This is a genomic window from Salinicola sp. V024 (assembly GCF_052645315.1).
The window spans coordinates 395440-418056 of record NZ_JBQXYB010000001.1 but is presented as its reverse complement, the minus strand read 5'-3'; the positions used below and the strand labels follow the sequence as shown (position 1 = coordinate 418056).

Genomic DNA, 22617 nt, shown 5'->3' with positions numbered 1-22617 from the left:
TTCGTTTCGTGGCGAGGCGTTCGAGCGCCAGTCGCTCGGCGGCTCGCTCAGACGCTGGCCTTGAGCTGCTGCGCCAGCGCCTTGTAGAGACGCGGGCCAGCGGCCATCAGACTGCCACCGTCCTCGACGCTGGGCGAGCCATCGATGGCGCCGGTCAGCGCACCCGCCTCTTTCAGCAGCAAGGAGCCGACCAGACGGTCCTGCTCTTCCAGCCCCATCACGAACACGGCGTCGGCACGGCCCGAGGCAAACTCGATCATGTCAAGCAGCGCACAGCCGGTACCGGTCAGCGTATCGATCTGCGGCCCCAGGCGTTCGACCACGGTCAAATATTGCGGCAACCAGCGCGAGCGGCTGTCGAGCGCCGGCCAGGCCAACGAAAGCCGAGCGCCCTCGACGCTGACCGTCTTGGAGACGCGCATGCGCTTGCCGTTACCCTGCGCACCGCGGCCACGGCTGATCAGGAATTCGTCATCGCTGAATGGCGACACGACCACCGCATGCTCCGGGCGCCCCTTGACCAGGCACACCATCGAGATCGCGAACTGGCGATTCGCCACACCGAGATTGGACTCGCCGTGGATCGGCTCGATGTGCCACACGGTATCCTTGTCGGTGCCCTTGCCTTCGCGATAAGGCGTGTAGCGACCGGAAATCCCGTGTTGCGGATAACCGCGGGAGAGCTGATGAACGATCAGCGTTTCAGCGTTACGTGCCGTATCCTCGAGCAGATTGGCGGTTGCCTGCTCGTCGTGGTTGACCTCGAGACGGTCACGGATACGAACGAATTGCTCAGCGGCACTGCGAGCGGCGCGCAGCGCATATTGAACCATCGGATGCATGGATCTGGCCTTGGGGTGTCGGAGGCTGTTAAAGAACGCCGCGCAGTCTAGCAGAAGTCAGCCTTTCCAGTCATGCTAGACTACGCGTTTTCCCGCTTGCCCCAGCATTCGATCCGTACCCGATGCCTCTTTCACAGTGTCCCATGCCTCTTTCTATGCTCGACCGTATTCGTATCGTTCTCATCGGCACCAGCCATCCCGGCAATATCGGCGCTGCCACTCGCGCCATGCGCAACATGGGCCTCGAGGATCTCGCCCTGGTGACTCCCCGCTGCAACCCCAAGGATCTCGAAGCCTATTCGCGAGCTTCCGGGGCGACCACGCTGGTGGATAGCGCGCGACAATTCGACGCGCTCGAGGACGCCGTGGCCGACTGCACGCTGGTGGTGGGTGCGAGCGCCCGCTCCCGCCATCTGCCCTGGCCGATGGTCGGGCCCCGCGATCTGGCGGAGAGCCTGCCGCAGGCGCTGGAACCAGCCGAGGCCCGCGTCGCGCTGGTGTTCGGGCGGGAGGACACCGGCCTGACCAACGCCGAGCTGCAGCGCTGTCACCAGCACGTGCACATCCCGACCAACCCTGACTTCAGCTCGCTGAACCTGGCCGCTGCCGTCCAGGTGCTCGCCTACGAGTGCCGCCAGGCGTTTCTGGCCCTGGAAGACGCTTCGTCGAGCGCCGCGTCCGCGCCGGAGCGCGAAGTCGACCAGCCTTTCGGCGTGACCTGGGACAACCCGCCGGCGACCCACGCCGATCTCGAGCGCTTTTTCGTTCATCTCGAGCAAACGCTGACGGCGATCGAATTCCACGACCCCGACAATCCCCGCCAATTGATGGCACGTCTGCGCCGGCTATTCATGCGCGCCCATCTCGACAGCATGGAGATGAATATTCTGCGCGGCATTCTGGGAACGATCGACAAGCGGCTGCGCGACAAGTCCTGACTCGACATGGCTGGATGGCGATTCCAGAAGGCAGCGCGGCGGCGGCGGAATGGTTGACCGAATTACTGGGTTTTTCCATAATGTCGACACCGATGCAGCGACAGCCGATACTCGCCAATGCGTTTGACCACCAAAGGGCGCTATGCCGTCACCGCCATGCTCGATCTGGCGCTCAACGCCGATCAGGGCCCGGTATGCCTGGCGGATATCTCCAGGCGGCAGGATATTTCGCTGTCCTATCTCGAGCAGCTGTTCGCGCGGCTACGCCGGGCCAAGCTCGTCAGCAGCGTACGCGGACCGGGCGGCGGCTATCTGCTGGGCATGGCGCCCGCCGAGATTTCCGTGGCCGGCGTGATCGATGCGGTCAACGAGTCGATCGATGCGACGCGCTGCCACGGACAGGCGGACTGTCATCAGGGCAGCAAGTGCATCACGCATCATCTGTGGTGCGATCTCTCCGATGAGATCCAGCGCTTCCTGAGCGATATCAGCCTGCTGGAGCTGGTGCATCGCGAACAGGCCCGCTCGACCACGCGACGCGAACCCGACGTGCGCTCGCTCGCCGACGACGCTGCCACGATCACGGTGTCGTCGCACTAGGCAAACGCCTGCGAGCGAATACGCTTTAGCGTCTTTTGTTCTCTAGGCTTCAGCGTATTTTGTTCTAATGTATCGGGTCCGATTTCCTTTCGATCGACTGCCAGAGATCTTGCGTGCCATGAGTGCTCCGATTTATCTCGACTACGCCGCCACCACCCCGACCGACCCGCGCGTGGCCGAACAGATGATGCGCCACCTGACGATGGACGGGGTCTATGCCAATCCGGCCTCGCGCAGCCACATGCCGGGATGGTTGGCCGAGCAGGCGGTGGAGAACGCTCGCCGTCAGGTCGCCGACCTGATCGGTGCCGACCCGCGCGAGATCGTCTGGACTTCCGGCGCGACCGAGGCGGACAACCTGGCGCTGACCGGTTTCATGCGCGCCAACCGCGCTCGGGGCCGTCACCTGGTGACGTCGATCATCGAGCACAAGGCGGTCGTGGACACCGCGATCGCGCTGGAGAGAGAAGGATTCGAGGTCACTTGGCTGACGCCGGGCCACGACGGGCGTATCGAACCGGGCCAGCTGCGCGAGGCGATGCGCCAGGACACCGCCCTGGTCTCGCTGATGGCGGTGAACAACGAGCTCGGCAGCGTCAACGATCTCACCGCCCTCGCCGCCGTCGCGCACGAGTTCGGCGCCCGCTTTCATGTCGATGCCGCGCAGGCCTGCGGACGGCTCGCGCTCGATGTGCAAGCCATGGGCATCGATATGATGTCGCTCTCGGCGCACAAGGCCTACGGCCCCAAGGGTATCGGCGCGCTTTACGTGCGTCGCGATCCGGACCTGCGCATCGAGGCGCTGATCCACGGCGGCGGCCACGAGCGCGGCATGCGCTCCGGCACGCTGCCGACGCATCAGATCGTGGGCATGGGCGAAGCCTTCATGCTGGCCCGCGACGAGCGCGAAGCCGACGGCGCCCACGTCCGCGCGTTGCGCCAACGTTTTCTCGACGGCCTGGCGGACTGCGGCGGCATTCATAACCACTCGCCGCTGGACCAGGCCGTACCCAACATCGTCAACCTGGCTTTCGACGGCGTCGACGGCGAATCGCTACTGATGGCGCTGCGGGGGCTGGCCGTCTCCACGGGATCGGCCTGTAATTCGGCCAGCGTGGCACCGTCCTACGTTCTCGAGGGCATCGGCGTTCCGCATCGGCAGGCACTGGCCTCGATTCGCTTCAGTTTTGGTCGCTTCACCACCCTCGAAGAGATCGACGCGGCCGTCGCCGACATACGCCGCGCCCTGAATGGGTTGCGTCAACCCGCCAAAGCCGCCATGAATCATCGTTAGAGGAACGGCAGTAGCCGTTCGTCTTCGGCAGGAGAAATACCATGCAGAACATTACCATCAGTGAATCCGCCGCCACCCAGATTCGCCACGTGCTCGAAGAGCGCGGCGGCGGCCTGGGCCTTCGCGTGGCGATCAAGCCGAGCGGCTGCTCCGGTTACAGCTACGTGCTCGATATCGCCGACGACCTGCGCGCCGAAGATGTCGAGTTCGAAGAGCGTGGGGTCAAGGTACTGGTCGACCGGGAAGCGCTGAACGTCCTCGACGGCACCGAGGTCGACTACGTCAGCGAAGGGCTCAATCGCTTCTTCCGCTTCAACAATCCCAACGTCACCGACGAGTGCGGCTGCGGCGAAAGCTTCAACGTTTGAGCTCCGCTCAGATCATCCCAGCCCGGCCTGCCCGGTGCTCTTTGATCGCCGCTCGCTGATCGCCGCTTGCTGATCGACGCATCCCGACCAACGAGGCCGGGATGCGTCGGCCAAGGGCTTGCGCTACAATGGCGCGATTTTTCGGACGGGGCGTTGTGGCCGGGAATGAATGGTTCGGCATGAACCTTCGCCTCGCCTCATCTACCTATTTTTTTCCGCTCGCGACAATCGCGATCGATTCATTATCAATGCACTACTACCAGGAGACCTAAATTCATGGCCACCGAGCGCACGCTTTCCATCATCAAGCCCGATGCCGTTGCCAAGAACGTGATCGGCGACATCTACAGCCGCTTCGAAAAAGCCGGTCTGCAAATCGTCGGCGCCAAGATGCTGCACCTTTCCAAGGAGCAGGCGGAAGGTTTCTATGCCGAGCACGCCGAGCGCGGTTTCTTCGCCGATCTGGTCGGCTTCATGACCTCCGGCCCGGTGATGGTCCAGGTGCTCGAAGGTGAAGGCGCGATCGCCAAGAACCGCGAGCTGATGGGTGCCACCAATCCCAAGGAAGCCGCGCCGGGCACCATCCGCGCCGACTTCGCGTCCTCCATCGACGCCAACGCCGCGCACGGTTCCGACGCACCGGAATCCGCCGCTCGCGAAATCAGCTATTTCTTCAAGGATGACGAACTCTGCTCGCGCAGCTGATTCGTCGACCGACCGGCCTTCAGGGCCGGTCGGCCTTCTCCGTCCCAGCACACCCCGCCACTCTCGAGCCGATTCCGTTGCCATGACCGCTGCCACCGCTACTCCGCGCACCAATCTATTGGGGCTCTCCCGCGAGCAGATGGAGACGTTCTTCGTCTCTCTGGGCGAGAAGAAATTTCGCGCTGCCCAGGTCATGAAGTGGATTCACCAGGAAGGTTGCGACGACTTCGAGTCGATGACCAATCTTTCCAAGTCACTGCGTGGCCGCCTGGCAGAACATGCCGAGATCCGTGGCCCGAACGTGGTCTACGAAGGCACTTCGAGCGACGGCACCCGCAAATGGGTGCTGGAAGTCGAGGACGGGAGCTACGTCGAAACCGTGCTGATTCCGGCCGACAACGGTGCGCGGCGTACGCTGTGCGTGTCGTCCCAGGTCGGCTGCTCGCTGGACTGCAGCTTCTGCTCCACCGGCAAGCAGGGTTTTCAGCGCAACCTGACCAGCGCCGAGATCATCGGCCAGGTGTGGGTGGCCCAGCAGCGTGCCGGCGGCCGCATGAGCGCCCCCGACGGACGCAAGGCGATCACCAACGTGGTGATGATGGGCATGGGCGAACCTCTGCTCAACTATGACAATGTGGTGCCGTCGATGAAGCTGATGCTCGACGACAACGCCTACGGCATGTCCAAGCGCCGCGTGACGCTATCGACTTCCGGCGTCGTGCCGATGATCGACAAGCTGGGCGACGACATCGATGTGAGCCTGGCGATTTCGCTACACGCCGCCAATGACGAGCTACGCAACGAGCTGGTGCCGCTCAACCGCAAGTACAACATCCGCACGCTGCTGGATGCGTGCCATCGCTACCTCGCCAAGTGCGAGACGACGCGTCATGTCACCATCGAGTACACCCTGATCAAGGACGTCAACGACCAGCAGATACACGCCGAGGAACTGGTGGCGTTGCTCGCGGAGTTGCCGTGCAAGATCAACCTGATCCCGTTCAACCCGTTCCCGCACTCGGGTTACGAAAAGCCTTCGCGCAATCAAGTGATGCGCTTTCAAAGCTGGCTTTACGAGCTGGGCCACACGGCCATGGTACGCACCACCCGCGGTGACGATATCGATGCCGCCTGCGGCCAGCTGGTAGGTAAGGTCAAGGATCGCACAAAGCGTCACGAGCGCTACATCCAGTCGATCCAGCTGGATGCCGACTGAACGCTTGGGCATGAAGTCGCTACGCGGCCGCCAATGTCTGCCGCAGCCATCGATGTCGCCATCACCTCGAGTGGGCCTCGCCTTGACTTCGACTCGGTGCGGCGCTTTGATGGGAGCCCCAAAACCGCTTTGTTTTCAGTTGCTCGGGATTCGACCTTTGGCTCGTCGCTGTCTCGAAACGTGGGAGAGCCGCGCATGACCCGCTCATCTCGTTGGTGTTCGATACGATCGCTGTGTATCGCGACGGGAGTCGTATGTCTGGCGGGGGCGCTGTGTCTATCGAGCGGCTGCGCCACGGCGGTTTCATCCAACGGACCGAAACAGGATAGCCCTGAAGACGCGGCGGCAGCCTACACCCGCCTGGGCAAGGCGTATCTCGCCGAGGGCAATCTGCCCCGCGCGCAGCAGGCCCTGAATCATGCCGTCGATCTCGACGCCGGCGACAGTGGCGCCCTGGAAGGTCTGGCCCTGCTCTATCAACGTCAGCAAGAGCTGGACCTGGCCGACGACTTTTTCCAGAAAGCCCTGAAAGCCGACCCCGAGGCAACGCGCATTCGCAACAATTATGCGGCCCTTCTGTACCAGCGTGAACAGTACGCCCAGGCGTGCGAGCAACTGGCCGTTGCCAGTCAGGATATCAACTACACCCAAAGAGCCCAGCTGTTCGCGAATCTGGGCCAATGCGAAACCGCCAACGGCGATGCGACTGCCGCTCAGCAGTACTACGAGCGCGCCCTCGATATCGATACGCGCAACGCGCGCAGTCTGTTGGCGCTGGCTCGCATCGATCACACGCAGGGTAACGACGAACGCGCCTGGGAACGCCTGCAGCGTTATTTCACCGTGGCCGGCACCGACGACGATAGCCTGCGACTGGCGAGTGACATCGCCAGTGCGCAAGGAGATTCGACTCGTGCGGCCTTTTACCGTCAGCAGCTCGGCGGCTCCTGAGGCGATCAGAACCCCTTACTCGAGCCCGTGCTCGGAAAAGATCAAAAGGATTTTCGCCCATGAGCGAAATGAACGAACCATCAGTCAACCAGCAAGATGCACCAGCCCCGTCTCACGAAACGGCGGGCCACATGCTTCGAAGCGAGCGCGAACGCCAGGGGCTGAGCCTCGAGGATGCCGCGCTGCAGCTCAATCTGCGCCCGATCGTCGTCTCCGGGCTCGAGGAAGACCGCTTCGACCAGGTACCGATCGCCGCGTACCGCCGGGGCTACGTGCGATCTTACGCGCGCCTGCTGGGAATCGACGAGACCCGGGTCGTCAATGCTTACGACGCCACCCATGGGCGCGGCGACATGGAGCGTAAACTCGGCGTGGTTCACACCACCCGAGCGCCTTCTCGAGTCGGCCCGTGGATCTTTCGCCTGTTTACCCTATTGGTCATCATTGGTCTGATATCGTTGACGTTGCTGTGGTGGCAAAGCCGGGAAGGCAACGACATCTTCGGGGGCAGCAGCGACGACAGCCCCATCGCCGTTGACCGCCTGAACGACGAAGGCAACAGTGACGCCGCAACCGCTACCGACGCCGGCAGCTCGAATGGCACCGGCACCGATAGCTCGGCAATGACACCCAACACCGATACCCAGTTGCCGCCACTGCCGACGCAGCAGAATACGCCGACGACCGGCGCCGATGACGCAACGGCCGCGCGCGGCAACGACGATACCACCGGTGTCTCCGCCTCGGCGGAAACGACGACGCCGAGCGACGACGCACGCCAGGCTGCACAGACCAGTTCCGCAGCGGTAGGCGACGAGACTTCGGCGGCGAATGATGATGCGGCGGCCGCGGACGCCAGCGACAACGAGCTCTCCCTGACTTTCAGCCAGGAGTCATGGACCGAGATCTATGATGCCAACGACGACCGAATTTTCAGCGGCCTCCAGTCCGCCGACAGTCAGGCAACCGCGGAAGGCGAACCGCCCTTTCGTCTGACCATCGGCAACGCCAGTGGCGTGACGCTCGAGTATCGCGGCAAGTCGGTCGATCTGAGCCAATACACGGGCGGCAACAATGTCGCTCGCTTCACCCTGGGAGACTGAGAAGCGCCATGCAGATGCCATCTCCGATCACCCGTCGTCTTTCTCGACAGATCCATGTCGGTAACGTGCCTGTCGGCGGCGGTGCCCCCATCGCCGTACAGAGCATGACCAACACCGATACCAACGACGTCGCCGCCACCGTAGGCCAGATCCAGCGCCTGCAGCAGGCCGGCGCCGATATCGTGCGGGTCTCGGTGCCCGACATGGATGCCGCCGAAGCCTTCGGCAAGATCAAGCAGCAAGTCAGCGTGCCGCTGGTTGCCGACATCCATTTCGACTACAAGATCGCCCTGCGCGTAGCCGAACTCGGTGTCGACTGCCTGCGCATCAACCCCGGTAATATCGGCCGCGAGGATCGCGTCCGCGCGGTCGTCGATGCGGCCCGCCATCACGGCATTCCCATCCGCATCGGCGTCAACGCCGGCTCGCTGGAGAAGGATCTGCAGAAAAAATATGGCGAGCCGACCCCGGAAGCGCTGGTTGAATCGGCGATGCGCCATATCGACCACCTCGACCGGCTCGATTTCCACGACTTCAAGGTCAGCGTCAAGGCCAGCGACGTCTTCATGGCCGTGGCCGCCTACCGGCTGCTGGCCAAGCAGATCGAACAGCCGCTGCACCTCGGCATCACCGAAGCCGGTGGCCTGCGCTCGGGCACGGTGAAGTCATCGATCGGCCTCGGCATGCTGCTGATGGACGGCATCGGTGACACGATCCGCGTCTCGCTCGCCGCGGATCCGGTCGAGGAGATCAAGGTCGGCTTCGACATGCTGAAGAGCCTCAAGCTGCGCGCCAAGGGCATCAACTTCATTGCCTGCCCGAGTTGCTCGCGTCAGAACTTCGATGTCATCGCCACCATGAATGCCCTCGAGACGCGTCTCGAGGACGTGATGACACCGCTGAACGTCTCGGTGATCGGTTGCGTGGTCAACGGCCCCGGCGAAGCCAAGGAGACCGACATCGGCCTCACCGGCGGCAGCCCGGCCAACCTGGTCTACATCGACGGCAAGCCGGCCAGCAAGCTGCGCAACGACCATCTGGTCGACGATCTCGAAGCGCTGATCCGCCAGAAGGCCAAAGAGAAAGAGAGCCAGGAAGACGCCGTCATTGCCCGCGGGGCGTGAACACGCGAGGTGCCAGCGCGTGTCCGCGAGGCTTGATGCTTCGCCATTCTCGATCCGGGAATCACCGACGAACGCCCAGGCAGGCCGCCTGTGGCGTTTTGCTATAAGCAGGAGTGTCAGTTGAGCAACAAACTACAAGCCATTCGTGGCATGAACGATCTGCTGCCGGACCAGTCACCCGCGTGGCAATACCTCGAACGGCAGCTGCGCTCACTGGTGGATCGCTACGATTATCGCGAGATCCGCACGCCGATCGTCGAACCGACGGTTCTGTTTGCCCGCTCCATCGGCGAGGCGACCGATGTGGTCGAGAAGGAGATGTATACCTTCGACGATCGCAATGGCGAAAGCCTGACACTGCGTCCGGAAAATACGGCCGCCGTCGTGCGCGCCGCGATGGAACATGGTCTGCTCCACAACCAGACCCAGCGGCTGTGGTACATGGGCCCGATGTTTCGTTACGAGCGCCCTCAGAAAGGCCGCTATCGCCAGTTTCATCAGATCGGCATCGAAGCTTACGGCATGAGCGGCCCCGATATCGATGCCGAGATCATTCTGCTCTCCGCCCGCCTGTGGCGTCAGCTCGGCATGGCCGACCACGTGACGCTCGAGCTCAATTCGCTGGGTTCGCCGGAGGCGCGCGCTGCCTATCGTGAATCCCTGGTGGCCTACTTCGAGTCTCACCGCGAGGTGCTCGACGAGGATTCACAGCGCCGTTTGATCACCAATCCGCTGCGCATCCTCGACTCCAAGAATCCGGCCATGGGCGAGATGCTCGCCGGTGCGCCGCAGCTGCTGGATCATCTCGACGACGAATCCCGCGAGCACTTCGAACGGCTCAAGTCGACGCTAGACGCCGCCGGTATCGAATACCGCATCAATCCGCGACTGGTGCGCGGCCTCGACTACTACTCGCGCACGGTGTTCGAGTGGACCACCACGGCCCTCGGCAGTCAGGGTACGGTCTGTGGTGGCGGTCGCTACGACGGTCTGGTCGAACAGCTCGGCGGCAAACCCACGCCCGGCGTGGGCTTCGCCATCGGTCTCGAACGTCTCATGCTGCTGCTCGAAACACTCGAGCTGGTCCCCGAAGAGGCCAAGGGCGGTGCCGATGCCTACCTGCTGGCGATGGGCGAATCCGCCGAGCGTGAAGCCCTGCTGCTGGGCGAGCGTCTGCGCGATGCTCTGCCCGAGCTGCGTCTTCAGGTACACTGCGGCGGCGGTAGCTTCAAGAGCCAGATCCGGCGCGCCGATCGCAGCGGTGCCCGGTTCGCGCTGATTCTGGGTGAAGACGAAATCGCCAACGCGCGACTGACATTGAAGCCGCTGCGCGACGACAGCGAACAACAGACACTCGCTCAGGACGAGGCCATCGCCTGGCTCGGCCGACAGTTCGCCTGAGTGGGACGAGAGCGACTGGTTCAGAACCCAGACTCGACGGCGAACGAATGCCGTGAAGGCGCGGGTGCCGTGTTGCTGGCCATAGCCGTTTTGGAACGAATTAAGGAGACCGCCCGTGGCGGAGCTTAGGACCGAAGAAGAGCAGCTGGACGCGATCAAGGAATGGTGGAAATCCAACGGTAGCGCCCTGCTGGTCGGCATTGTCATCGCCGCCGCCGGCGTCTTTGGCTGGCAGGCGTGGCAGCGCCATCAGGAAGGCCAGTCTGCCGAAGCCTCCAACAGCTATCAGCAGCTGATCGCCATCGCCAGCAGCGATACGCTCGACGACAATGCCCGCAAGCAGGCTTTCGATCTTGCCGACGGCTTGCAGAGCGATCACGGCGATACGCTGTATGCCGATCTGGCCGGCCTGCTGGAAGCCAAGATCGCCGTCAATGCCGACGACACCGATCGCGCCCGCGAGGCGCTCAACGATGTCGTCGACGACAGCGACCGCCCCTATATGCAGGGCCTGGCTCGAATCGACCTGGCGCGCCTGCAGATCGCCGGCGACGACCCGAGTCAGGCGCTCGAGACCCTCGAAGATGCCGTGCCCGGCCCGCTCGAAGCGCAGCGCCAGAACGTGCTCGGCGACGCCTATCTGGCGCTCGAGCGTCCCGATGACGCGCGCAAGGCCTATCAGCAGGCACAAAGTCTGGCGCAGGATGCCGACCAGACCATCTATGGCCTGCAGCTCAAGCTAGACGATCTCGGTGCGGAGGACGCTACCCAATGAAATTGACCCACCTACTTCTGCCTCTGGGGTTGACCGCCACGCTGCTGGCCGGCTGTGCCGGTAGCGTCGAGCCGCAATATCCGCCCAAGCCGCTTCAGGACTTCACGCCCAAGGTCGGCCTCGACGAGCGCTGGGATCAGGGCATCGGCGAGGGACTGGGTCGCGCCCGCTACCCGCTCACGCCGATCGTCGACAACGGCACGATCTATGCGGTCGACGAGACCGGGGATCTTCGTGCCATCGATACCGACGACGGCGAGACCGAGTGGGACGTCGAGCTTGGCACGCCGATCTCCAGCGGGATCGGCGCCGACAGCACCCATCTCTATATCGGTACGCGCAATGGTGAAGTCCTGGCCGTGAGCCGCGATGACGGCAGCGTCGACTGGAAGTCGCGTGTTTCCAGCGAAGTGCTGGCCGCGCCGCAGGTCAACAGCGAACTCGTCGTGGTGCAGAGTGTCGATGGCGCGGTAACGGCCCTCGATCGTCTCGACGGCAGCGAGAAGTGGGTCTATTCCAGCTCGCAGCCGGCGTTGACGCTGCGTGGTACCGGCGCTCCCCGCGTCATCGAACCGGTGTCGTTTGCCGGGTTTGCCAACGGTCGCCTGGTGACGCTGGACAATCGCAGCGGCCAGCCGTTGTGGGACATGCGCGTCGCCGTACCCAAGGGGCGCACCGAAGTCGACCAGCTCGTCGATCTCGACGGTCAGCCGGTGCTGACCCAGGACGGACGCCTGTTCGTGACCAGCTACAATGGTCGCCTGCTGGCGCTGGAAGCCACGTCGGGCAAGGTACTGTGGGAGCATGAAGAGTCCAGTTACCTGACACCGCTGGTGGTAGGGAACTATCTGTTCACGGTCAACGCCGCCAGCCACGTCATCGCCATCGAGGCCGATACCGGCCGCGTGATGTGGGATTCCGATACGCTCGAGGGCCGTTCGCTGACCGCGCCCGCGTTCGTCGACGGCAACATCGCGGTAGGCGACTACGAAGGCTATATCCACCTCATCGACGCCGCGACCGGCGAAATGAGCGGTCGCGAAGAACTGGGTGGCGACGGCCTGACACTGCCATTGCTGACCGGTGATCGGCGCATCTACGCGCTGAGCAACGACGGCACGCTGGCAGCCTACGACCTCGAGACGCTTTCCGATCGCAACTGATCGTACCCGAAAGCCCTCTATCGGCCCCGCAGATGCGGGGCCGATTGCGTTGAAGCGAACCGGATCCCCGGATTCGGACTTCATGCTCGTCACATGCTAGAATGCCCGGTTATTAGCATCGATCGCACCGGGTTCTCCGACCCCTCCCGCTGATCGTCCATCTTGTCACCGCCCTTTTGCGAATCGCCATGAACCCCGTTATCGCCCTGGTTGGCCGACCCAACGTCGGCAAGTCGACGCTTTTCAACCGCCTGACACGCTCGCGCGATGCGCTGGTGGCCGATTACCCCGGCCTGACCCGCGACCGCAAGTACGGTAGCGGGCAACTCGGCGACAAGACTTACACCGTGATCGATACCGGCGGCATCAGTGGCGACGAACACGGCATCGACGCGGCGATGGCGGAGCAATCGCTCACCGCCATCGACGACGCCGATATCGTGCTGTTCATGGTCGACGGGCGTGCCGGCCTGATGCCCGCCGACCAGGCGATCGCCAATCATCTGCGCGTCAACCAGAAGAAGACCTGGCTGGTGGTGAACAAGACCGACGGTCTGGAAGAACACGCCGCGATGGCCGAGTTCTGGGCGCTGGGCCTGGGCGATCCCCACCCGATCGCGGCCTCTCACGGGCGTAACGTCACCACCCTGATCGACGAGGTGCTGGCGCCCTTCCCCGAGCGCGACCCCAACGCGGGCCCGGCCGGCTACCACCCCGGCATCCATATCGGCGTCATCGGCCGGCCCAACGTCGGCAAGTCGACGCTGGTCAACCGCATGCTGGGCGAAGATCGCGTGGTGGTGTTCGACGAAGCGGGGACCACTCGCGATTCGATCGAAATTCCGTTCGAGCGCCGCGGCAAGCCCTACGTGCTGGTGGATACCGCCGGTGTCCGGCGACGCAAGAACGTCAGCCTGATCGCCGAGAAGTTCTCGATCGTCAAGACGCTGGAGGCGATCAAGGAGTGCCACGTCGCAATCATGGTGCTGGACGCGCGCACCGGCCTGGTGGAACAGGACATGCACCTGCTCGACTATGTCCTCAGCAGCGGCCGCGCGCTGGTGCTGGCGGTCAACAAGTGGGATGGCCTGGAGAGCGAGGCGCGGGACAAGATGCGCTCCGATATCAAGCGCCGGTTGGGCTTCGCCGACTACGCCGAGCTGCATTTCATCTCGGCGCTGCATGGCACCGGCGTCGGCGATCTCTACAAGTCGGTCGACAAGGCCTTCGACAGCGCCAACAGCCACTGGTCGACCAATCGTCTGACCACCATCCTGCAGGACGCCGTCAGCGAGCATCAGCCACCGATGATCAATGGCCGCCGCATCAAGCTGCGCATGGCGCACCAGGGCGGCAGCAATCCGCCGATCATCGTCGTCCACGGCAACCAGACTTCATCGCTGCAGGAAGCCTACAAGCGCTATCTGACCAACACCTTCCGCAAGGTGCTGAAGGTGCGGGGCACGCCGATTCGGTTCGAATTCCGTTCCGGCGACAACCCCTACGATACCGACGCTGGCGCTAGCGATCGTGAGAAGGCCAAGAAACGTGAACTGGGCCGCAGTCGCGAAGCGCGCAAGAACCGGCGCTGACACCACCCTCGTCGCTCACGTTTTACCTCTTATCGCGGCGGAACGGCGATCCGGGTCTGATCGCGTCCGCCCTGCTTGGCCTCGTACATCGCCCTGTCGGCCGCCTCCAGCAGCGTTTCGGCATCCGACCATTCATGGGTGCCCGCCACCCCGGCGCTGAACGTGACGTGAAAGGTCTCCGTAGCCGCGACGCACTCGAGCTCCGAAAAGCTGACGCGAATGCGTTCGATGGCCTCGCGGGCGTTTTCCAGCGAGCACGATGGCAGCACCGCGACGAACTCTTCCCCGCCATAACGCCCGACGTGATCGACGCGCCGCAGTCGCTGGCGTAGCAGATTGGCCAGCAGCCGAATGACGTAGTCGCCGGTGCCATGACCGTAGGTATCGTTGATCGACTTGAAACGATCGATATCGATCATCACCACGCAAGCCGGGGTATCGGTGCGCTGGCCGCGGGCCATCTCGAGCTCGATCAGCTCCTTGATCGCCGGGTGCTTGATCAGGCCGGTGAGGCCGTCGCGAGCCAGCGCCAGACTCAGTTGACGGGAACGCTGCGCCCGCGCGGTCACCGCGGCGACCAGCGCCACGTCGGCAATCGGCTTGACCAGAAAGTCATCCCCCGCCAGGGCCAGCGCCTGGGCCTGACGATGGGCATCCGACTCCGCCGACAGGTAAACCAGCGGAATCTTCAGCCAGTCGTCGTCGAAACGGATGATCCGCGCCAGCTCCGGGCCGGAGCAACCCGGCATGTTGATATCGATCAGCACCAGATCGGGCACGAAATCGCGCAGACCCCGCAGCACGTCCTGGGGGTCGCTGATCACTCGCGATTCGATGCCGGCCATCTTCAGCGTCAGCCGAAAATGCTCGGCCAGTTCGATATCGTCGTCGACGATCAATACCCGGTAGGGATCCTGCTGCGGCAGGTTGACCAGATGGCGCAGGCGATGCTCCAGCGAAGGTACATCCACCGGATGGGTGAAGAATCCCTGGGCGCCCTCGCGGACCGCCTTCAACCGCGCTTCGAAGCCGCTCTCGGCGCTCAGCATGATCAACGCCGCCTCAGGCACGGCCTCCATGGCGGGCTTCCAGATCTCCTCCGCCACCTTGGCGGTATCGACGATGGCGATGTCCGGATGCCACGAGGACCAGGTTCGATGAGGATCGAGAGCCCCCGACAGCTGCCGACATTCATAGCCGAAACCGCTCAACGACTGGATGAGAGTCTCGGTATCGCCGTCCGCCAGCACCGCCACGCGTATCGCCCGGTCGCCGCTGGCCAGATAATAGCTACCCTGTGGCTCGTCGACTTCCGAAAGCGGCGGGCTTTCCAGCGCGCGATAGCAATCCTGCAGCCGGTCATGCAGCGCCGCCAGCATCGGTGGCGTTGGCGGATTGGTGTTCTCGAGAGCCGTCTGCAGCCAGATTTCCATCTCGCGCGCATCACGACTCAACGCCGTATAGCCGAAACTGCCCGCCGAACCGGCGATGCGATGCAGCCCCTGGCGCAGCACTTCGAGCGCGGCAAAGTCAATTCCGCCTTGCCGCGCACTCATCTCCCGCGACTGCGCCATCAATGTCTGCAAGTCATCGATCAAACGCCGGCTGTACTGCTCGCGCAGCGCGGCCAGACGCGCCTGAACATCGATATCAGACATGATGCTGCTCCCAGATGCGACGCAGCTGTTCGGCCAGCGTCATGGGATCGAAGGGCTTGATCACCACGTCCAGGGCACCGATGGCACGATAGTGCTCGATCTCGCTGGGCTGGACCTTGGCCGTCATGAACACCACCGGAATCGCCTGCGTCGAGGCCTGCTCACGGAGTTTGCCCAGCGTCGTGGGACCGTCGATGCCGGGCATCATCACGTCCAGCAGAATCAGATCCGGCTGCCAGGCGTCGGCTCGCGATAGCGCCGACTGTCCGTCGTCGCAACTGGTGACCTCGAAGCCGCCCACGATTTCGAGTGCCACCTTGGCCACTTCCTGAATCGAGATATCGTCCTCGACGTGCAAAATACGTTGAAGGGGTTTCATATCAACCTCATTCCTTCTGGTCTTCCTCTTTATCGTTATGGGAATCGTTCTGGGAATCGCTCTGGGAATCGCCCTCGGGTTCGTCATTCGAAAGCGTCCTGGTGGCATTGAGCTGACGATCGAAGGCATCCATCAATGCCTCCGCGGAGAGCCCCGGTCTGGCGATCGCCGTTTTGACGCGGCCTAGCAGCGTCGGCGCCAGGGCCTCCTCCGACAGGATGATGACGGCCGGCTGTCTGGCGAGCTGGCTCAGTATCGGAATGATCTCCCAGCCGGGGCCCTGGGGCGCGGTCAGATCCAGCGAGATCAAGCCATAGTCGTGACTGTCGAGCAGGTAGCGAGCCTCCTGCAGTGAACGCGCCACATCCAGCGTCATGCTGGGGGCGATCTGCCCGGCAACGCGCTGGGAAAGTCCGGCATCGCTTTCGACATGGAGAATCCGCTCGTGTTGCGGACGCAGACTCAACGAGCTGTGCAGCGCGCCGGCGAGGCGCTTCTCGTTGAAGGGCTTGGCCAGCCAGTCCACGGCAGCCATCCGACCGCCGATCTCGAGCTGGCCCTCTTCCGCCGTCGCCGATACCACCAGCACGGGTAGATCGCGCGTCTGCGGCTGTTCCCGCAGCTGGCGCAGCAGGGTCAGGCCGTTGCCGTCGGGCAGCATCAGATCGAGTGTGAGAGCGTCGAAACTGCGCCGTTCCAGCCATTTCAACGCCTCGCTCATGGTGTGGGCGATTTCGGCCTGATAGCCCCAATGCCTTACCAGCGTTGCCAACAGCATTGCCGTATCGTGGTCGTCCTCGACGATCAGCAGTCGAGAACCGGCGGCGACCGTCTCGTCCGTGCTTGCCAGCGCCTTCTCATCGGGATGCCGTCGCGATCCGTCGACGCCTTCCCCGACGCCCTCCAGGACGCCTACTGAGGTAGAGGCCGGCTCCACGCATGGCAGCTCGAAGAAGAAGCAGGCGCCATGGCCCTCTTCCGAGAAGAAGTTGATCGACCCGCGCATGCGCTCGACGAGCTCGCGAGTGATGGCAAGCCCCAGCCCGGTGCCGCCCTGCTTGCGGGTGGTGGAGGCGTCGGCCTGGGAGAATTTCTGAAAGATACGCTCGTGGAATTCGACCGGAATCCCCGGCCCGTGATCGATGACACTGACGCGCACCCGATCGGCGATCGGCTCGACCAGAATGTCGACCTGCGTCTCCGGCGGCGAAAATTTGGCGGCGTTGGAGAGCAGGTTGCTCAAGACCTGCTGAAGGCGCATCGCATCGACGTTGACCATCGCTCGATCGAGGCGCCTGGTAATCACGTAGTGGGTATGAAACTGATCCGCATAGCCCTGGTTGGCCTCGACTGCCTGATCGATCAGGGGCATCAGCGCCTGGTCCTGCATCTGGAACGACATCTTGCCCGCCACCAGCTTTTCCATGTCGAGCAGGTCGTTGATCAACAGGATCAGACGCTGGGAGTTATTATGCGCGGTCGTCAGCATGCTCCGCATAGCATCCGGCGGCGTGCCCAAGACACCGCCTTGAATCAACCCCAGCGCACCGGAGATCGAGGTCAACGGCGTGCGCAGCTCATGACTGACCGTCGAAATGAACTCTCCTTTCAAGCGCTCGTCGCGTTTGCGTGCAGTCACGTCATGCAAAAAACCATGCCATATCGTTCCGCCATCGTCCTCACGCTCGGGAATCGACTGTCCGGCGAGCCAGATAAATTCTCCATTGTCCTGTCTCACCCGGTACTCGCAATTCCAGGGAGTCAAGTTACGCTCGGACTCGCTGACGGAAATCGCCAGACGCTCTGCATCATCTTCATGTACTCGCTCGAAGACATGAGAAGCATCCTCGGCGGCCTCCTCGGGCGTGATCCCATAGAACGTCTTGATCGCTTCACTGGCATAGGGGAACGACGACCGCCCTGCCGAATCTTGACGGTATTGGTAAATCAAACCTGGCGTCTGTGAGGCAATCTTGCGCAACCGCTTGCTCAATTCTTCTCGCGCCTCGACATCCTTCCAGCGCATTAGTGTGGCGCCAATCCAGCGTGCCAGTAGGCGCACGAACTCCTCGTCAACCTCATTGAATTGTCGCGGATACACTTGGTCACTACTAAACGCCAGCGCGCCATAGCGCTTGCCATGCACCCAGATGGGCGCACCAATGTAGCTCTTGAGCTCATAGCGCAAACGACACCGATGCTCCGAGAAACCATCGGCATCGGCGTCGGAGAAAGCGACGACATCGGCGCTGGCCATGCTCAGCTCGCAGAATGTATCGCTGGTTTTCAGATGCTGCCCCGGCTCGAATCGCTGATCGATGGAGTAGGCAGCTTGAATCAGATAATCCTCGCCTTCGATGCGATTGGCGACGGCGAACGGCATACCCAAGTGTTCAGCGCCCTCCTGCAGCGCCTTTTCCACCAGACGCTGAAAAGAAGTCTCTTGAAAGGCAGCGATGTCGTTGAGCGTCTGCAACGTATCTTTCTGCGCCTCGAGACGCTGATTGAGAGACTCGAGCGTCGACTTCTGCCCCTCGAGTCGCTTTTGATGACGAAGCATGGTGTCCCGGGTCACACGACGCGTGCCCCATAGCAACAACAGCAGGCAGGCTTCGGCAATAAGCCAGGCCACTCCCCAACGCAGCCAAGTGTTGACGATCAGCGCATCGCGATGCTCAAGTTGAGTCGTGATGTCTTTCCAGACCGCGACCGCCGCCACCGCCCGCGAGCTGTCATCACCGGTTTGGCTCAGCGGGACCAGCGTCAATAGATAGCCGCGTCCACCCTCCCCCTGGACCACGGTCCAATTCGCCTGGTCGTGAACGACCGGAAGCTGATGTCGCGACACCCAGCCATCGATTAATTCGTCCGATCGGTTGGCGACTTGCCACCCGGGCGAGGTGCCATCGCCTTGAGGAGCAAGAATCGCGACACCACTTTCCAACTGCGCGGAAAGCTTATCGACGTTGGGCACGACGGCGAATTCCACCTCCAGCAGTCCGACGAGCACATCGTTTTTCTCATCCTCAGGGGCGAAGATGGGGGCAACGCCAGCCGTGGTGGCGCGCGAGCCGTCGAACTCGATGCCGTAAACCGCCTCCCGTGTTTCCAGGCTCTGTCGCAGCAGGTAGTCACTGTCCCCGGATGCTTGGGACGCGCCATTCGACTGCAGGCTCAAGAAGGGATCCGCGTCGGTGTCACCGGGCAGGAAGAGATTAAGCTCCAGAGCGTTGCCCGCCTCCAGCGCCTCCCAATAGGGGGCGAGGTTCTCGCGCAGGCGGACTCGGATCGCTCGAAGTCGACCCGGTGGGAGCGGCGTCACAGCCTGCGCCATGACCCCTCTGACCACCGGATTGGCGACAAGAGTGGTGGCCAGCACCTGAACGCGGCGTTCGAGTCCCGCTCGAGAGGCATTGATGGTGACGCCTTGCTCCTGAGACTGAAAATCAAGGTCTCGGGAAAAAGCTTCGCGGTCGTTGTACAACGCCTGCAGTAGCATCCAGCCGAAAAAAAGCGTCAGCAAGGCACTGCCCAGCAGAATCAGCCATATCGGTAAGCGAGAGACTTTCACCCGTTTTTCCCCTCATGAAGCCTTGATGAGCTGAGCTTGGCTCATGCTTTTTCATGAGAGTACCGTAATCTTTTATTCCGTGGCGCGTCGAATAGACTGCGATCCGACCCACTGACAGGCAAATTGCCACGCGGCACGGCCACTGCGAACGCCTCGCAGGGTGGCGTAGCGCACGGCTTCGGCGCGAGCCGCCTCGTTCCAGGCAGACTCCCCGCCCAGGTGCGCGACCCAGTGTTCACAGGTCTCGAGATAGGCCTGTTGGCCGAACGGGTGAAAGGCGAGCCACAGGCCAAACCGGTCCGACAGCGAAATTTTCTCTTCCACCGCGTCGCCGTGATGCAGCTCGCCCTCGACCAGATGCGTCTGCTGATTGTCGGCCATGGATTCCGGCAACAGATGGCGTCGGTTCGATGTCGCGTAGAGCAGCACGTTGTCCGGCGGGCCGGTGAGGGTGCCATCGAGCACGCTTTTCAATGCCTTGTAGGCATCGTCGCTGCCCTCGAACGAGAGGTCGTCGCAATAGACGACGAAACGCTCCGAGCGATCGCGCAGCCGCTGGACCAGAATCGGCAATGCCACCAGATCGTGGCGGTCGACCTGAATCAGACGCAACCCTTCCCCCGCCAGGGTATTGAGCAAGGCGCGGACCATCGACGACTTGCCGCTGCCGCGAGCGCCCCAGAGCAAGGCATGGTTGGCAGGGTAACCCTGGAGAAAGGCACGGGTATTCTCCAGCAGGGCGTGCTTCTGCCGTTCGACGCCAATCAGATCATCCAGCGTCACGCCGTCGCGTGGCGATACGGCGACCAGCTGCCCGCCGAGAGGGTGAGATTGCCACAGCGCCGCGATATCACGGCTCCAGTCCACGACTGCCGGCTGCTCCGGCAGCCAGCTTTCGACACGATCCAGCAGGCGGCTCACCCGTAGCGCAAGATCCCCATACATCTTCGATTCTCCCTACCATTTGAAAATGGGAACGTCTCGGCTGAAGATGGAAACGTCCCGGATAACAACGCAAAAATGCGCCAAACAGAGCAGACTGGCAGCGCCACGCTACCGACGATGGCGATCGACGTGACAGACGATTGCAGATTGCCGGAAACAGCGTATCTTGTGCCGGTTGATTCCACGGGTCCAGTCGTGGGCGGTGGCGGCCAACCTTGTCTGCCCGGCCCGAGGCGAGCCCTGCTTGATGGAATCGCCGTTTTCACCGCATTTTCCAACCACTTCCCCACCTGACTACTGCCTGGAAAAACGATGCTCTCTCGTTGCCGTCCGTTCTTGGCTCTGACGCTGGTGGCTTTGCTCGGCGGCTGCCTGGCACTGCCTCAGGTCGGCTTGATGCTGGGCCGAATCGCGCTGTCGTCAATGGGCGTGGAAAACGTGCGGATCGGTAACTATCACTTTTCCCCCGGGCTGGAAGGCATCGACGAGCTCTCGCTGCTGAGTTCCGGGCTGGCGCTGGCCGGGCTACCGGTGAATATCGACCTGCCGCTGGCGATGATGCTCCCGGCAAGCGCGCCCTCGATCGCACTTCAGGGCTTCGATTGGCAGCTGCAGGTACCCGGCGCCGAGCTTGTCACTGGCGAGGTCGACGAGCCCGTTCAACTGCAAGGCGGCGAGCCCACCACCGTGACGCTGCCGGTGGCGCTCGAACCGACCGGGCTCGACGAGATGAGCTCGAAAGCCGAACGCGTCTCGTCGCTGCTGGCGCTGGCGCGTCGACTCAGCGCTACGGGGGAACTCCCGGCAGGCAGCCGGCTGTCGTTGACGCCGACGCTGCCGGCCGCCCTCGGTGGCATCGTCACCGCCCCGACATTGACGCTGGATGTCGGCGAGCCGCCAACGACATCGCCAGGTGACCCGCCGGAGAGCGCACCCGGAAACGCAAGCGAGGACGCGAGAGAGAACGCGCCGGGTTGACCACCCCGCCAGGCCGGGTATCTTGAGCGGATCGATAATCCGTCCCGACAAACCGTCATGACGACAGAGCTTCAGGCAGCTCCGGAGATACTCATGGAAGATTCGAAGACTTTCGCATCGCGCCTCACATCGCCCCTCGCATCGAAAAGACCGTCCTCGCGGCTGATCGGCGCGCTCGGCGTCGCCGCACTGCTGAGTGCGTGCAGCACCTCGCCGATGGGCCGCAACCAGCTGGCGTTCTACTCCGATGACGAGCTTTCCCAGATGGGCAAGCAGAGCTTTTCCCAGTACGAACAGGAACTGCCCACGGTCGGCGGCGCGCAGGCGACCTACGTCCAGTGCGTGGCCAAGGCGATCACTGCGGCCGTCCCCGACAGCGCCGGAATTTCCGATTGGGAAGTCAAGGTGTTCAAGGACGACACCGCCAACGCCTTCGCCTTGCCGGGTGGTTATATCGGCGTCAACACCGGGCTGCTCGACGTCGCCACCAATCAGGATCAGCTGGCTGCGGTCATCGGCCACGAAGTCGGGCACGTGCTGGCGCACCACGCCAATGAGCGCGTCTCCACTCAGGCCGCGACACAGAGCGGGCTTTCGGTACTGCAGTCGGTGGCCGGCCTGCAGGGCGCCGGTGGCGAGCAGGTCATGGGGCTGTTGGGCGCAGGCGCCCAGTACGGTGTGATCCTGCCGTTCTCGCGCAAGCAGGAGTCGGAGGCCGATCTGGTCGGGCTGGACCTGATGGCCGACGCAGGCTTCGACCCCAGCTCGAGTATTCAGCTATGGCAGAACATGTCGGCCGAAAGCCAGGGCGAACAGCCTGCCTGGATGTCGACCCACCCCAGCAACGCCCAGCGCATGGAAGCGCTGCATGACCGGCTCAGCGAAGCCGAGCCGCGCTATGAGCAGGCCAAGGCCGACGGGAAGCGGCCCAACTGCAAGGTTTGATTGGGATAAGGACAACATATTCGAAGGTGTTCGAGTTACCACTGACGTGGCGTCAACCGACCTGTTGCT

Annotated in this window: 20 protein-coding genes; 15 read left to right on the top strand and 5 right to left on the bottom strand. The window is 63.0% G+C overall.

Annotated elements, in window-relative coordinates:
* Positions 1-47: 47 nt before the first annotated feature.
* Positions 48-842, bottom strand: coding sequence for an inositol monophosphatase family protein (locus ACUN9V_RS01890; protein WP_075563444.1), 795 nt, complete (start codon positions 840-842; stop codon positions 48-50).
* Positions 843-997: 155 nt separating this feature from the next.
* Here ACUN9V_RS01890 and ACUN9V_RS01885 point away from each other — a divergent pair, with 155 nt between their 5' ends.
* From ACUN9V_RS01885 to der, 13 genes are all read left to right on the top strand, one after another.
* Complete coding sequence (locus ACUN9V_RS01885; RefSeq protein ID WP_445510360.1) at positions 998-1780, top strand: RNA methyltransferase; 783 nt, start codon at positions 998-1000, stop codon at positions 1778-1780.
* 117 nt (positions 1781-1897) lie between these two features.
* Positions 1898-2380 carry a Fe-S cluster assembly transcriptional regulator IscR gene (gene iscR, locus ACUN9V_RS01880; protein ID WP_110692812.1) on the top strand — a complete coding sequence of 161 codons (483 nt, stop codon included), beginning with the start codon at positions 1898-1900 and terminating at the stop codon, positions 2378-2380.
* Positions 2381-2498: 118 nt separating this feature from the next.
* Positions 2499-3674 (top strand): aminotransferase class V-fold PLP-dependent enzyme, encoded by a 1176-nt coding sequence (locus tag ACUN9V_RS01875; protein WP_445510146.1) that lies wholly within the window; start codon positions 2499-2501, stop codon positions 3672-3674.
* Between the two features lie 41 nt (positions 3675-3715).
* Entirely contained in the window at positions 3716-4042 is a 327-nt protein-coding gene (locus ACUN9V_RS01870; RefSeq protein WP_110692811.1) for a HesB/IscA family protein, read from the top strand.
* 276 nt (positions 4043-4318) lie between these two features.
* Positions 4319-4747, top strand: a complete 429-nt coding sequence (gene ndk / locus ACUN9V_RS01865) for a nucleoside-diphosphate kinase (RefSeq protein WP_075562635.1) — start codon at positions 4319-4321, stop codon at positions 4745-4747.
* An 82-nt stretch (positions 4748-4829) separates the two neighbouring features.
* Positions 4830-5963 carry a 23S rRNA (adenine(2503)-C(2))-methyltransferase RlmN gene (gene rlmN, locus ACUN9V_RS01860; protein ID WP_110692810.1) on the top strand — a complete coding sequence of 378 codons (1134 nt, stop codon included), beginning with the start codon at positions 4830-4832 and terminating at the stop codon, positions 5961-5963.
* Between the two features lie 195 nt (positions 5964-6158).
* Positions 6159-6914 (top strand): type IV pilus biogenesis/stability protein PilW, encoded by a 756-nt coding sequence (pilW, locus tag ACUN9V_RS01855; RefSeq protein WP_110692809.1) that lies wholly within the window; start codon positions 6159-6161, stop codon positions 6912-6914.
* A gap of 131 nt (positions 6915-7045) precedes the next feature.
* Positions 7046-8017 (top strand): RodZ domain-containing protein, encoded by a 972-nt coding sequence (locus tag ACUN9V_RS01850; RefSeq protein ID WP_445510145.1) that lies wholly within the window; start codon positions 7046-7048, stop codon positions 8015-8017.
* A gap of 8 nt (positions 8018-8025) precedes the next feature.
* Positions 8026-9141: a flavodoxin-dependent (E)-4-hydroxy-3-methylbut-2-enyl-diphosphate synthase gene (gene ispG, locus ACUN9V_RS01845; RefSeq protein WP_075562638.1), complete on the top strand. Its 1116-nt coding sequence runs from the start codon at positions 8026-8028 to the stop codon at positions 9139-9141.
* Between the two features lie 120 nt (positions 9142-9261).
* Entirely contained in the window at positions 9262-10542 is a 1281-nt protein-coding gene (gene hisS, locus ACUN9V_RS01840; protein WP_075562639.1) for a histidine--tRNA ligase, read from the top strand.
* A 115-nt stretch (positions 10543-10657) separates the two neighbouring features.
* Positions 10658-11317, top strand: a complete 660-nt coding sequence (locus tag ACUN9V_RS01835; RefSeq protein WP_075562640.1) for a YfgM family protein — start codon at positions 10658-10660, stop codon at positions 11315-11317.
* Entirely contained in the window at positions 11314-12480 is a 1167-nt protein-coding gene (bamB, locus tag ACUN9V_RS01830) for an outer membrane protein assembly factor BamB (protein WP_445510144.1), read from the top strand. Before ACUN9V_RS01835 ends, bamB begins: the two co-directional genes overlap by 4 nt.
* Positions 12481-12668: 188 nt before the next feature.
* Positions 12669-14072, top strand: a complete 1404-nt coding sequence (gene der / locus ACUN9V_RS01825) for a ribosome biogenesis GTPase Der (RefSeq protein ID WP_445510143.1) — start codon at positions 12669-12671, stop codon at positions 14070-14072.
* Between the two features lie 29 nt (positions 14073-14101).
* Here the strand turns inward: der and ACUN9V_RS01820 are convergent, their stop codons facing one another.
* The 4 genes from ACUN9V_RS01820 to ACUN9V_RS01805 form a co-directional block, all read right to left on the bottom strand.
* Positions 14102-15730 carry a diguanylate cyclase gene (locus tag ACUN9V_RS01820; RefSeq protein WP_445510142.1) on the bottom strand — a complete coding sequence of 543 codons (1629 nt, stop codon included), beginning with the start codon at positions 15728-15730 and terminating at the stop codon, positions 14102-14104.
* Positions 15723-16109, bottom strand: coding sequence for a response regulator (locus ACUN9V_RS01815; protein WP_445510141.1), 387 nt, complete (start codon positions 16107-16109; stop codon positions 15723-15725). Before ACUN9V_RS01815 ends, ACUN9V_RS01820 begins: the two co-directional genes overlap by 8 nt.
* A gap of 7 nt (positions 16110-16116) precedes the next feature.
* Positions 16117-19680, bottom strand: a complete 3564-nt coding sequence (locus ACUN9V_RS01810; protein ID WP_445510140.1) for an ATP-binding protein — start codon at positions 19678-19680, stop codon at positions 16117-16119.
* 72 nt (positions 19681-19752) lie between these two features.
* On the bottom strand, positions 19753-20625 hold the full coding sequence (locus tag ACUN9V_RS01805; protein ID WP_445510139.1) for an ATP-binding protein: 873 nt from the start codon (positions 20623-20625) through the stop codon (positions 19753-19755).
* Between the two features lie 312 nt (positions 20626-20937).
* Between ACUN9V_RS01805 and ACUN9V_RS01800 the strand changes: the two genes are divergently transcribed.
* Both ACUN9V_RS01800 and ACUN9V_RS01795 read left to right on the top strand, forming a co-directional pair.
* Entirely contained in the window at positions 20938-21603 is a 666-nt protein-coding gene (locus ACUN9V_RS01800) for a hypothetical protein (RefSeq protein WP_445510138.1), read from the top strand.
* A gap of 93 nt (positions 21604-21696) precedes the next feature.
* A complete protein-coding gene (locus ACUN9V_RS01795) occupies positions 21697-22548 on the top strand; it encodes a M48 family metallopeptidase (RefSeq protein WP_445510137.1) in 852 nt (283 codons plus the stop codon).
* The last annotated feature ends 69 nt before the right edge of the window (positions 22549-22617 follow it).

Bases quoted from the DNA above. Each gene is read 5' to 3' on its own strand.
- ispG (WP_075562638.1), top strand. From the start codon at position 8,026: ATGCAGATGCCATCTCCGATCACCCGTCGTCTTTCTCGACAGATCCAT.
- ACUN9V_RS01815 (WP_445510141.1), bottom strand. From the start codon at position 16,109: ATGAAACCCCTTCAACGTATTTTGCACGTCGAGGACGATATCTCGATT.
- ACUN9V_RS01800 (WP_445510138.1), top strand. From the start codon at position 20,938: ATGCTCTCTCGTTGCCGTCCGTTCTTGGCTCTGACGCTGGTGGCTTTG.
- ACUN9V_RS01870 (WP_110692811.1), top strand. From the start codon at position 3,716: ATGCAGAACATTACCATCAGTGAATCCGCCGCCACCCAGATTCGCCAC.
- bamB (WP_445510144.1), top strand. From the start codon at position 11,314: ATGAAATTGACCCACCTACTTCTGCCTCTGGGGTTGACCGCCACGCTG.
- ACUN9V_RS01795 (WP_445510137.1), top strand. From the start codon at position 21,697: ATGGAAGATTCGAAGACTTTCGCATCGCGCCTCACATCGCCCCTCGCA.
- pilW (WP_110692809.1), top strand. From the start codon at position 6,159: ATGACCCGCTCATCTCGTTGGTGTTCGATACGATCGCTGTGTATCGCG.
- ACUN9V_RS01890 (WP_075563444.1), bottom strand. From the start codon at position 842: ATGCATCCGATGGTTCAATATGCGCTGCGCGCCGCTCGCAGTGCCGCT.
- rlmN (WP_110692810.1), top strand. From the start codon at position 4,830: ATGACCGCTGCCACCGCTACTCCGCGCACCAATCTATTGGGGCTCTCC.
- ACUN9V_RS01885 (WP_445510360.1), top strand. From the start codon at position 998: ATGCTCGACCGTATTCGTATCGTTCTCATCGGCACCAGCCATCCCGGC.
- ACUN9V_RS01850 (WP_445510145.1), top strand. From the start codon at position 7,046: ATGCTTCGAAGCGAGCGCGAACGCCAGGGGCTGAGCCTCGAGGATGCC.
- ACUN9V_RS01805 (WP_445510139.1), bottom strand. From the start codon at position 20,625: ATGTATGGGGATCTTGCGCTACGGGTGAGCCGCCTGCTGGATCGTGTC.
- ACUN9V_RS01875 (WP_445510146.1), top strand. From the start codon at position 2,499: ATGAGTGCTCCGATTTATCTCGACTACGCCGCCACCACCCCGACCGAC.
- der (WP_445510143.1), top strand. From the start codon at position 12,669: ATGAACCCCGTTATCGCCCTGGTTGGCCGACCCAACGTCGGCAAGTCG.
- ndk (WP_075562635.1), top strand. From the start codon at position 4,319: ATGGCCACCGAGCGCACGCTTTCCATCATCAAGCCCGATGCCGTTGCC.
- iscR (WP_110692812.1), top strand. From the start codon at position 1,898: ATGCGTTTGACCACCAAAGGGCGCTATGCCGTCACCGCCATGCTCGAT.
- ACUN9V_RS01820 (WP_445510142.1), bottom strand. From the start codon at position 15,730: ATGTCTGATATCGATGTTCAGGCGCGTCTGGCCGCGCTGCGCGAGCAG.